We start from the raw sequence: 11,133 nt of genomic DNA, 5'->3' as shown, positions 1-11,133 counted from the left end.
ACCGGCCTCGGCCGCCTTGCGATACCAGGCGATCGCTTCCGCCTGGTCCTGTTCGACACCCTCGCCCATGTCGTAGCAGTAGCCGAGATTGGCCATGGCCCCGGCGTCACCGGCCTCGGCCGCCTTGCGATACCAGGCGATCGCTTTCGCCTGGTCCTGTTCGACACCCTCGCCCATGTCGTAGCAGTAGCCGAGATTGGCCATGGCCCCGGCGTCACCGGCCTCGGCCGCCTTGCGATACCAGGCGATCGCTTCCGCCTGGTCCTGTTCGACACCCTCGCCCCTGGCGTAGCAGTAGCCGAGATTGGCCATGGCCCCGGCGTCACCGGCCTCGACCGCCTTGCGATACCAATGAAGGCCTTGCACGAAATCTTTTTCGACTCCGGTCGCGGTCGAATAGCAATAGCCGAGACGGTTCATTCCCTTAGGATGTCCTGCCTCTGCAGCCTTTTTGATCCAAAAGACAGCCTTCTTAAAATCCCGATCGATACCGTCGCCGTCAATGTACCGTTTCCCAAGTTCAGCCATAGCGGCAACGTCGCCGCCCTCGGCCAAGCTACGTAAATCTTCGATCGTTAGGTTTGCGGTGGCGTCGTCACTGGGGCAGGACGCAGTTTTCCCGCGCCTTTTAGTCCAACTTTGCGCAATCCGGCCCCAATCGGCAGCTTTTCGAAGCGCAGCATTGTCAAAATGTTGTTCGTTGAAGAATGTGCCCGATATTGTCGCGTTCTCGAAATTACAGTCTTCGATCACAGCCTCCGAAAAATCGAAGCCTGACAGGTCAAGATTAGAAAAATCAACATTCCGCAGCCGCGCGAACCGAAAATCCTTCATTTTGTCAAGCCCGGCGATCTCGACCAACTGCACGAAAGATGCGCCCTTCGCCTGAAGAACGCGTTTGAACTTATCCTCAAAGCGATTGTTCATCGTCGTCAAAAATCGCCACTGATGATCGTGATCTTCTGTCGTCCAAGACTGATCCAGCCCGTGCTGTCCCTGATGCCGGACACTTCTTTCAGGCAAAGCGCCTCCAGGACCGCGTTTCTGTCCTCTTCGACCAGAGGCTCGCCTGTTTCGGAATTGACCAGAGACCCGTCATGCTGATGAACGGCGATCTCCGCCTCCAGCGCTTCATTGACGATCGCGCCAATGATCTCACACATCGGCTCGTCAATAGACCTATACTCGCCCTCCAGCGCCGCCTGATCGATGCCAAGCACCCATTCGGGCGTCCACTTGCCGCCTTGGGCTTCAAGAACGGCATTTCGAACCGAGACAGATCGGCCGTCGGCGCCCAGAATCTTTTGAAATTGGATCTTGGATTTCTCCGTTTCGTTCAGCATCGCCGGACGCCTGATCTTTATCCGAATCCGGTTGAAACCAAATCGAGCACCTGACTGCGGGATTATCGGCTTGACAACGACACGAAAAAACAGAGCCAACGGTTGGTTCACCACAACTGGCTGAGAGGTCTCTTCAAGGGTGAAAAGAACCACCTCGTCATTCGCAAGATTCGGCTCTTCTATTACAATTTTATAGTATTCGTAATCGCTTATTCCGTTTCTTTCGCAGAGATATCTCCAAAAATCATCGACATTATCTCTGCCGTCGTAGACATTTTGCGCATGAGTTCTATGACGGTCTGATTTTTTTAGGTCAAGCCAACGGGGACTGTCTTTTTCTATATTGAGAGCAGTTGCGATCTTGTCCTCTAGTTCGTTGGAGAGGCGGCCTTTGTTTTTTGCTTGTGCAAGCGTCGATGGGCTGCATCCAATGTACGACTCCAGTCCGCTCGTCGTCGCTTTGGGGATTTTTCCCTTCCGCTGAGCAACTTCCGCCATCATCTGAATTTTGGCGGGTAGGGCATGGAAAAACTTGGACACGTGATCGTCTCCCCTCTAGTGTTTTGGATTATAGTGCGCCGATGCAGTGCGTGGTCTCTCAACCCGATCAAACAGCTTCAAAAATCGATCAAACACGCTTCCAACAAATATTAAAATAATAATATTCCTTTCAATAAACAAAAAAATAAGTATTTCTATTTATTGAAACAAATTTTCTTCATTTTTAAGGATAAACACTTTTCTTAAATTCAGAACAACACTACATCTGGCAAAGAATAAATCGGCATAGCGCTTCAGGCTGTCCGATGGAGGATGAAAGGAATTTGCCATGATCTTGTGGTTGGTATTCGCCCTTCAGGCCGGCCTTGCTGCGGTGGCACTCCTCTATGCACTTGGTTATGTAAGCTGAGTTTTATAGAGTGCGGCGACTGTCGCAAGACAAGAGGAGGTGCGCGCCGGTCGGGCCCGCTCTCCGCTATTCATTATAAAGCTCGATCTGCGCTGAATGTTCTAAGGACGAACACAGTCAGCTGGCACTGACGGCCTCCGAAGCAAACGAAAATTCCTCTTGGTAATATGATAAGCGGATCCTGATTTGAAATGTGGGGTTTCCCGGCCGGTTGATATCTTCGTAAGCGAGCGCGACGAGCCACGTCTATATTTTCGCGAGAGGGTCAACGAAAAAGATTCTGAAACAGAACCTTTGTATTTTGTTTCAATTAAACTGGTCGACGACGCGCTTGACCGCGTTCGCGCTCCACTCACCACCACGTGCGGCGCGGATACCTCGATCATTCAAGGCTGCCGCGATCTCTCGAAGACTGGATGCGCCAGATGCGCGGATATCGGCAAGGATCGGCTCAAGGTCGCTCGCACGCCTTCCCGCCTTCGCTTGTCGCTTGGCGATGCCAGCAGTCCTTCCTCGCTCTCGCACGGCCGGCGTCAAGGATCCTCGATCGCCGCCGAGTTTGACGCCTCGTGCCTTCGCAGCTGTCAGCGCCTCCTTCGTCCGCTCCGAGATCATCGCAGCCTCGAGCTCGCCGACTGCCAGCATCTGGCGCAGCATGAAGGTGCCGATCGATCCGCGCTCACGGGGAAGATTGCAGAAGACGACATCGACGCCAGCCTCGGTTAGCCTAGTCATAAAATCCGGGTCACGTGTAAGGCGATCGACCTTCGCGACGATGAGCTGCGCATTCATGATCCGGCATAGCGCTAGGGCTTCCTGGAGCTTCGGACGAAACCGCTTGGCGGTCCCTGTCTCGGTCTCCTCGAACTCACCGACGATCGACCAGTCGCCACCATTCAGATGCGCCTGGACCTTCGCTCGCTGCGCTTCGAGACCAAGACCGCTCTCGCCTTGGCCCTTCGTGCTGACCCGGTAATAGGCGACATATCGCTGTGCCATTTCGTTTGTTCCGTTTTCAACTACATCCGTTGTACAAAACGTAACGGTTGAGGACGTGTTGTCCATTCATAGGCTTGCTATCCGCATCACCACCTCGTGCTGACGCCGCCTTCAAGTCGTCAGTCGTTTTCTTGCATTATATCTTCGTTTTTTTATCAGGCATATGCCCCCATTTTCATTAGCGGCTTCAGCAATCTCAGCTTCGTAAGCATAAATTACCTAGCGTAATTTTGAAAATTGCGAGTTCCGTATCATACCTCACGGCGTCACAGCCGACCCAGCCGGCATTCCTACTTCAACGAAAGAGCGCAAAATCACCGAGCGATAGCATCCGGGACCGCGCTTCCCTCTTTTCAAAACTACGGTCTGTCCGTATATGGATAGGATGCACACGGTCGTTGAAACGCCAGCTTACCTATCTGCTGCGAAGGATGCCAGCATATCGGACAGCGAGCGTTCCGAGATCGTTTCACTCGTCGCCGAAGATCCAATGATCGGCGCCGAAATGCGCTGGACAGGAGGATGTCGCAAGTTTCGCGTTGCCGGTCGCGGCCGTGGCAAGAGCGGTGGCTTTCGCGTTGTCCATTTCTACGCCGGCCCCGACGTTCCGGTGTTCCTTCTGACGGCATTCGGCAAGGGCGAGAAGGACAACCTCACTCGCGCTGAAGCCAACGCACTCGCCGCCCTCACAAAGCGCCTGGCAGATGCCTACCGGAACAGAGTCGCAAAACTGGAGCTGAAACGATGAGTGCTTTCGAGAAGATCGCCGCTGGCCTAACAGACGCGATCAACTTTGCTGAGGGTAACGCTGACCTTGCGAACTATGTCGTGCATGTCCCTGCCTCGGTCGACGTAAAGGCCATCCGTAAGCGCAGTCGTCTGTCTCAGGAAGCGTTTGCGGCTCGGTACGGGTTCACGATTGGTCGCCTTCGGGATTGGGAGCAAAATCGTTCGACGCCCGATACGCCATCTAGGCTTCTTCTCACGGTGATCGACAAGGAACCGGAGGCGATCGAACGAGCAACAGCGGAAGCAAGATTATCCGCCTAAGGCGAAACAGAATTGTCAATTCTGTTTCAGGGTACTCAGAACCGTCCGCTCATAAAGCAAACAGGCGCAAAACCGATTTTCGCCTATTTCTGAGCGTTCCCATTTGAGGGGAGCGAAACCGGCCGAAATCGCGCAGGCCGAGGAAGGCTTCGATCTCGGCACGATGCTCGCACAGCGTCATCGGGCGCAGCATAATCGGCAAAGTCGTCGGATGTATTCATGAGCCATTGGCGATCCTTCGTGCTGGCCACACATAACTGGCGGTTTTTGTGGGTAGTCCATCAGAATTTCGGTTGAATGCGCCGACTATCAGCGAAAAGGAGCCTGCAAATGAGCAGAAAAGAGACGGCCGACCTTGAGCCGATTAGCCCCTATCAGCGTATGATTGGTCTTCTCCTATCCACAATTTCGCTACGCGACGGAAAGCCGCTCTTCAACTACGAAACGCTGTCCGAGAGACTGCTTGATGAAAACTCTGAAGGGAAAGAGGAGGTGGGAGCAGAGCAGCTCCGCCGTATTCATCGAGGGGAAATTTCGCGAACCCGTCCGCTGAAGGAGATCTATACCGTCTATTCCGATGAGTTGGCCGAAGAGGTGATTTCAGCAATCCAACTTGCAGCGTCAGACGCTTTGGAGCGCTCGTTCCTGCTTGGCGATCAAATGGCACTGCATCACCAAATTCGCCAAATCCACTCCGCACCGAAGTTAGACCTTTTTCCTGCAGATAAAGCTTTCCAGCTTTTTCTAAACGGAAGAGGTTATCAGTTAGGTGGAGGCGACCTTGCAATGGGCCTGAAGGCTTTTCAAAAAGCGAGCGAGGCTTTTTCATCTATTCGCGACGATTACCCCGGAAACCCCTTTCTTCGATACCATTGCCTTTTGGCGGCTGAGGCAGAAATTAACATGAGTTATAGCCTCTACAAGAGCGGTGATTGGTCAAAGGTCTCGTATAGAGATTTGATCTATTCTCTCATGGCTAAAGGAATCAAATCAGAGATCGAATGGGCTTTGGAGAAAATCGCACCTGACGCCCGCCGTGCGTATCTGCTAGCGGAAAGCTTCGCCGTCGTATCACCTGAAGCGGCTTCTGACGCTCTCCGTCAGGCGATTATGATCGATCCGTCGCTTGCGCATTTCGATCAAAAACCCTTTTCGGATGTTGAACCAACCACGAAGTCAGATTTCCTCGCGGTGATCGCGCAAGGGATGGAAAAAACAGATACGGCGCTCCTGTTAGCCAGCCGCGAGCTTGCAGCACCCGGCGTCCCGATCACGACGCAAAAGAAGGCTCAGATCAGCCGCCAAATTCGCAAGCTGTTCAAGAACCCTACCACGGATAAGGAGCCCACCCATGCTTCGTAAAGCAAGCCCTCTCAAATTCGTTGTCACATTCGTTGTGTCGGGTTTAATTCTATGCTCGCAGCCAAATTCCTCTTTTGGAAAATGGCTTATGACGCAAAATATCAGCGTAGGTCCGCCCGTGACGTTTAGCCAGGATGTTAACTCTCAAGCCTGACATCCACAAAAGCTCTTCAAGATGCGGCGACCGCTCTTCCTCCCCTGCTAATTCAAGACATCGCAGCAAAGATCTGCGTGTCCATTAGGAAAAGGAAGGAATACCAAATGAAAAACCGCATCCGTCACGTCGCCACCGCAACCTTTCTCGCCGTCGGCGTTGCCTTTGCACCGCTCTCTTCGGCTTATGCTGATACGGTGATCATCATCATCATGCGCTAAAGCTATGCGCCTATCGGCGCACAGTATAGAGATTTATACAGCGCCCTTGTCTGCTTCGGCAGTCAGGGGCGTATTTTTTGAAGAACTGTGAAATTGCTCGCCTCAGGAAAGCAAACATCGCGGCACTCTGGCAAACAGTGAGACCGGGTTTCTCTAGCTTCGGGTGCGGAACGAGCCAGCCGATCGAGCTTCGTGACGACGAGAGTATCGCCCGCTCGCACGGCGGTCGTGCGCTGATCTGCCCTGGCGTGACAATCGGCGAAAATACAGTCGTCGGTGCTGGAAGCGTAGTCACAAGAGACCTGCCGCCAAACGTGCTTGCGGTCGGTAACCCATGTCGCGTCGTTCGAGCGCTCTAAGAAGCACGCAAAGCTCGTTTTTGAAACACTTTCTTTGTATTCTGTTTCAATTAGCAGCCTGCATTCGCTACATCTGAACTGCTTGCCATCTCCCAGCGCGTGCCGTGATCAAACTGCGCTCGTTCAGCGCTTTCGCGTTACATGAGGCGGACGACATCGCTTCCAAGCGAATATCCTCGACGAGGGGCGCCGTATTAGCCGTGTGCTGCTTCGCTTTTTCCTGGCAAGCGCTAAGCAGGGATCTCAGTCGATGGGACTTGTCACCTAGACGCGAGATCGGCAGCAAGGAAAGTGTCCAAGAGCTTGATCATGCTAAGCGCCGGCAGACGCGGAGTTCGTCTGATTGGACAAGTAGGGCTCGTTCGAAAAGACGGACCATGATCAAATGCACGAAGGGTGCGGGGCTTATCCGATCAGGCTCTTCGCCGCTGAAAAAGGCAAAACTCCTCGAAAATACCCTTCAGACGGTAAGAACCCCTGCTGTACAGGGCGTGCAGCCTCTCAATAATTCATCATAAAATCTGACTAATTAGCTTTCGAGCCCGTTTTCGGCTCGAAATCCACCCCGAAAACCGCGACGCGACGCTGGAATTCACTCTTTGAATCGCAAGTTGCAGAAGAGAACAAAACAAGAATACCGATCGAAAGACGATGCCCGTCGTCCTCCGATCTAAAGACAGACACCTATCCCTAAGCGCAATAAAAATGTTACAACATAACGCCTCTGAAATCAATCCTGGCCCCTTCCGACAGGCCGAAATCACACCGAATTCGATGTTGCTATGTCCAGATCGATTTCCGCTCGATCTCGACGTCCAATCGATTGATTCCATTGACCTATTTCGAGGTTATGAACCCAGGGGGGAGGTCCCTCCTATCTATGTTAGTTCTATAAGTGACAAATCAGGCACGCCTTCGAAGAGGAAACGCGGACGTCCGCACAAGGTCGTCGAGGAACCTCATTTTGATGCGGGCGGGCTACCATGCAGTCGGTCAATCGACCGGCTCACGGTAGTGCGTGCGCTCCAGGCGCGAGAGCATGCGATCCGTATCGGGCGACCAATCAATGGCCTGTTGACGATCAAGCTCGATAACATCGACGACGTTCCACCTCATGAGCGGCCCGCTCTCTGGAAGCGATGGATCAATCGCATTGCTGAGTGGATGCGCGACAAGGGAGAGCGCTTGACCGGCGTCTACGGTCGCGAGTGCAGGCCCGACGACACCGGCGAGCATCTGCACCTCGCCATGCACCTGCCGGAGGGCTGGGATTGCCAGTTCGACCGGTATCTTCAGACGCATGGGTATCTCTACGGCGGCGGTCGTGTCTCCCTCTTCGAGCGCATGCCGGAAGGCGGATGGCCGTCGAAGAACGGGAAGCTTTGGTTCAGCGCGGTCGGATACGCGATCAAGCAGATGGACAAGCAGCACGCCACGCGGTCGTCGCATGGGTACACGGACGGCGGTCGCATAGCAGGCCGTCGCCGATGCTATTGGACCCGCGACCTCGATCGAGGCGTTACGCCGAAGCCCCGCAAGAGGAAGAGCAAAGGGCGTAGATGATGGTCCGATCGTCGAGCAGGGGAGGTTCCAGTCAAGGACGACAGATCTCTCTGAAGACTTGATCCGTTGAAGATAGGCTCGCCAGTCCATCAGGATGGCGCAGGAAAGGCGCTATCACCTTCTCGAGGGCCGTCGTAGCCTAAAGCATCTAGCGTTTCTCCTTGGCCTATCTGAGTCATTCCAGAGCGAAACCAAGAAAGAGAATTTTTGAATGGGTTTTTGGGTGACAGAAGTGTCACCCCTATGTTTCCGGGCTTGAAAGGCTCGAATGGTCTCAACAGCGCCTCGTCGTTCAGCCAACAAACGAGACCTTTCGGCTCGGCGAAAAACGGCAGGGCCGCGTCGGTGATTTCGATGACGAGGCCAGTGTCGAGACCGGATCGACCTCGCCGCGTCTCGATCGTCACGTATCCCCACCGGGTCAGATCGATGAGATAGCGTCGGATCGTCCGGCATGACCGGGACATGATCGAAGCCAAGGTCGTCTTCGTCGTCGTCGTGATCCGGCCCTTCCCGCATCTTGCACGGATCACCTGGAGGAGCGCCTTGGCGTTCGGTGTCAGGCGATCGTCCCGTGCGGCCGTCGTCGCCATAGGGTTCGAATACTGACGAGAAGGACGAGGCGGTTCTCTGTCATGGCGAGGCCTTGGCGGTGCAGATCGCCTTGGCAGGGCAAGGCGAAACTGTCCCTTCTCATGCACGGCCGGCGTATCGAGCGCGGCCGACCGCCTTTGCGCTTCCTCGATCGAAATCAGTCCCGCGGTTTGGTCTCGCCAGATAGCGGCCCTCGCCTCGAATATCGGATGCACGTTTCCTCGCTCCTCGAATCACGTCCGGCGAGGAAGGCGTCATTCGCATCCCGTTTGCATTTTTCTGCACAAGCGGGTTCGTTCGCCCGTTTCCAGGCGTTGACGAGGCGTCCCGATTTTGCGAGGATCACAACAACCACGAAGTGATCTCGCGTCTTCGGACGCTGCGAACCCGGCCTTCCAGCCGGGTTTTTGCGTTTCTGCCCCCGATTCAGAGCATTGCCGGGCATGATGCCTTTGTCATCGATACGACGCAAGGCGTCATACCTCAGGCTCGCGTAAGGTCAATTTGCATTCGTGCAATCGGGTGATCGATCGCCCGATGGTCTCTCGACCGATCGCCGGTGCATCACCCGACCGATCACGCGATCATCGCCCGACCGAATCGTAAGTTCATCGGGAGATCGCGAATGTCCGACTGGGAAACATATCAGGACGCCGCCGATCGTCTCGGCATGACGGCTGACGCGATCCGTCATCGGGCTCGCCGCCTTGCATGGCGTCGGATGCGAGCGAATGACGGAAAAACCTTGATCATGGTCCCGGCTGACGTCGAACCGATCGATCGCCCGATTGATCAGGCAGACGAACGCCCGATGATCGAAAGTTCATCGCCCGACCGAACGATCGATCAACTCGGCACGATCGAGGCGCTTCACGATCGCATCGCAGACCTTCAAGCGGTCCTAGAGCGAGAGCGCGAAAAGCATTCGGTAGAGATCGAGCGAGAGCGAGCCGAACGACAGTCAGAACGCGACCGTGCCGGCCGGCTCGCCGACCAGGTGATCGAGACGGAGAAGGCAAAGGCCGCGATTGAGCAGGCCGAAGCTCTTGCCAGTGCCGAAGTCGCGCATCTCCGCGAGAAGATCGAAGCCACAATGGCCTCGCACCGTGAAAAGATCGAGGCCGGTGATGCCAAGATCGAGGATCTTCGAAATGCGCTTTTTGAGATGCGGACGCGATCATGGTGGCGTCGGCTAGTGGGATAATGCCATTATGGAACGGCAATGAGCCGTAACGGGATCAAGGTTCGTGCTAGGCTTATGACCTTGTGGTTGGAAACGGCTGCAGTTCTCTAGAAATCAATCCGCAAAAAACGGTCCCTTTGCGCGAGCTCGGCGGATGTCCTCGTCAATTTCCTCTGCCCTGTTCTGACCGAGATTCCATATCCGAAACGCACCTTCAAAACCCTCGATATTAAATGGTAGATCAGACAGGAGCGGTTTGTCGTCCTGCATTTCAACCATACCGTTGGCGTGAACGACGAAAGAAGTCGCAAAGAGAGCGTCCGCATATTTGACCGTCGCCTGAACGGTCCACTGATCAAGAGAACGATCCGTAATCTCAAACGGCTTGATCGATTGGCGGATCGCACCGGGATCATAAGACCGGTCGGAAAGTAGCGACGGATCGTAATCCTCAACGATCCGAAATGGACCGCCCTCACCGCAGACCGCAAGACAGAAGAACCGCAGATAGGCAAGGACTCTGTCGTCACTCGTCAGATCGAGTGCCCCAGTCGCATTCAGATTGTGGATCACAAGCGAGTCTCCGAGGATTGGGCAAGACGTTTCTTTGCTAGCGAGAAGCAAAGCGATTTTCGGGGTCTCAAAGCTCTCGGCTTCGATCAGGGCTTCGACCAATCTAAAACCAGGATAAAACGACAAGGACGTGGACCGAAGCGAGCGAAACCGCACGCCCTCATGACCGGTCATCGATCCGTAGCGCAAGAATTCGCTTATAAAGCGCGCTGCCTCGGCGTCCGTTTCCGAACGCCATTTTCCCGGAAGCAAGGGCTTTACGGGCCAATTGAGATCAGAATCCAAATCATTGCATAAGATACGGACATTCGGATGGTGATATGCGAGCTGTTCGCGATCAGGCAGGGTCAATAAAATCCGTGACGCTTTTTCGTCGCCGGCCTCGGCCGCCTTGCGATACCAGGCGATCGCTTCCGCCTGGTCCTGTTCGACACCCTCGCCCCTGGCGTAGCAGTAGCCGAGATTGGCCATGGCCCTGGCGTGACCGGCCTCGGCCGCCTTGCGATACCAGGCGATCGCTTCCGCCTGGTCCTGTTCGACACCCTCGCCCCTGGCGTAGCTGACGCCGAGATTGACCATGGCCACGGCGTTACCGGCCTCGGCCGCCTTGCGATACCAGGCGATCGCTTCCGCCTGGTCCTGTTCGACACCCTCGCCCCTGGCGTAGCTGACGCCGAGATTGACCATGGCCACGGCGTCACCGGCCTCGGCCGCCTTGCGATACCAGGCGATCGCTTCCGCCTGGTCCTGTTCGACACCCTCGCCCATGTCGTAGCAGTAGCCGAGATTGGCCATGGCCCCGGCGTCACCGGCCTCGGCCGC

General features: G+C 55.0%; 10 protein-coding genes. 5 read left to right on the top strand and 5 right to left on the bottom strand.

Annotated features, from left to right (window positions below; translation table 11 throughout):
• The 3 genes from ABDX79_RS19540 to ABDX79_RS19530 all read right to left on the bottom strand — a co-directional run.
• The coding region (locus ABDX79_RS19540) for a pentapeptide repeat-containing protein (RefSeq protein WP_346221972.1) at positions 1-927 on the bottom strand (927 nt) is incomplete at its 3' end.
• A gap of 5 nt (positions 928-932) precedes the next feature.
• Positions 933-1,883 carry a hypothetical protein gene (locus tag ABDX79_RS19535; protein WP_346221971.1) on the bottom strand — a complete coding sequence of 317 codons (951 nt, stop codon included), beginning with the start codon at positions 1,881-1,883 and terminating at the stop codon, positions 933-935.
• 676 nt (positions 1,884-2,559) lie between these two features.
• Positions 2,560-3,252, bottom strand: a complete 693-nt coding sequence (locus ABDX79_RS19530) for a recombinase family protein (RefSeq protein ID WP_346221970.1) — start codon at positions 3,250-3,252, stop codon at positions 2,560-2,562.
• A gap of 385 nt (positions 3,253-3,637) precedes the next feature.
• On the opposite strand from ABDX79_RS19530, the gene ABDX79_RS19525 reads away from it, so the two are divergent.
• The 3 genes from ABDX79_RS19525 to ABDX79_RS19515 all read left to right on the top strand — a co-directional run bounded on the left by ABDX79_RS19525 (position 3,638) and on the right by ABDX79_RS19515 (position 5,664).
• Positions 3,638-4,000 (top strand): type II toxin-antitoxin system RelE/ParE family toxin, encoded by a 363-nt coding sequence (locus ABDX79_RS19525; protein WP_346221969.1) that lies wholly within the window; start codon positions 3,638-3,640, stop codon positions 3,998-4,000.
• Positions 3,997-4,302: a helix-turn-helix domain-containing protein gene (locus ABDX79_RS19520; protein ID WP_346221968.1), complete on the top strand. Its 306-nt coding sequence runs from the start codon at positions 3,997-3,999 to the stop codon at positions 4,300-4,302. Before ABDX79_RS19525 ends, ABDX79_RS19520 begins: the two co-directional genes overlap by 4 nt.
• Positions 4,303-4,632: 330 nt before the next feature.
• Positions 4,633-5,664 carry a hypothetical protein gene (locus ABDX79_RS19515; protein WP_346221967.1) on the top strand — a complete coding sequence of 344 codons (1,032 nt, stop codon included), beginning with the start codon at positions 4,633-4,635 and terminating at the stop codon, positions 5,662-5,664.
• Positions 5,665-7,391: 1,727 nt separating this feature from the next.
• Here the strand turns inward: ABDX79_RS19515 and ABDX79_RS19505 are convergent.
• A complete protein-coding gene (locus ABDX79_RS19505; RefSeq protein WP_346221966.1) occupies positions 7,392-7,700 on the bottom strand; it encodes a hypothetical protein in 309 nt (102 codons plus the stop codon).
• A gap of 726 nt (positions 7,701-8,426) precedes the next feature.
• Here ABDX79_RS19505 and ABDX79_RS19500 point away from each other — a divergent pair.
• Complete coding sequence (locus ABDX79_RS19500) at positions 8,427-8,570, top strand: hypothetical protein (protein ID WP_346221965.1); 144 nt, start codon at positions 8,427-8,429, stop codon at positions 8,568-8,570.
• A 610-nt stretch (positions 8,571-9,180) separates the two neighbouring features.
• Positions 9,181-9,759, top strand: coding sequence for a hypothetical protein (locus ABDX79_RS19495; protein WP_346221964.1), 579 nt, complete (start codon positions 9,181-9,183; stop codon positions 9,757-9,759).
• Between the two features lie 93 nt (positions 9,760-9,852).
• Here the strand turns inward: ABDX79_RS19495 and ABDX79_RS19490 are convergent.
• Positions 9,853-11,133, bottom strand: a 1,281-nt coding sequence (locus ABDX79_RS19490; RefSeq protein ID WP_346221963.1) for a tetratricopeptide repeat protein, incomplete at its 5' end; no start/stop codon positions are given.

The organism is Fulvimarina fulva (assembly GCF_039652615.1).
Taxonomy (GTDB): Bacteria; Pseudomonadota; Alphaproteobacteria; order Rhizobiales; family Rhizobiaceae; genus Fulvimarina.
The sequence above is the reverse complement of the archived record's forward strand: the minus strand, read 5'-3'. Positions and strand labels throughout refer to the sequence as shown.

What these genes read in the sequence shown, in the direction of transcription:
- ABDX79_RS19500 (WP_346221965.1), top strand. Translation starts at nt 8,427, where the DNA reads ATGATCGAAGCCAAGGTCGTCTTCGTCGTCGTCGTGATCCGGCCCTTC.
- ABDX79_RS19515 (WP_346221967.1), top strand. Translation starts at nt 4,633, where the DNA reads ATGAGCAGAAAAGAGACGGCCGACCTTGAGCCGATTAGCCCCTATCAG.
- ABDX79_RS19530 (WP_346221970.1), bottom strand. Translation starts at nt 3,252, where the DNA reads ATGGCACAGCGATATGTCGCCTATTACCGGGTCAGCACGAAGGGCCAA.
- ABDX79_RS19505 (WP_346221966.1), bottom strand. Translation starts at nt 7,700, where the DNA reads ATGCGTCTGAAGATACCGGTCGAACTGGCAATCCCAGCCCTCCGGCAG.
- ABDX79_RS19520 (WP_346221968.1), top strand. Translation starts at nt 3,997, where the DNA reads ATGAGTGCTTTCGAGAAGATCGCCGCTGGCCTAACAGACGCGATCAAC.
- ABDX79_RS19525 (WP_346221969.1), top strand. Translation starts at nt 3,638, where the DNA reads ATGCACACGGTCGTTGAAACGCCAGCTTACCTATCTGCTGCGAAGGAT.
- ABDX79_RS19495 (WP_346221964.1), top strand. Translation starts at nt 9,181, where the DNA reads ATGTCCGACTGGGAAACATATCAGGACGCCGCCGATCGTCTCGGCATG.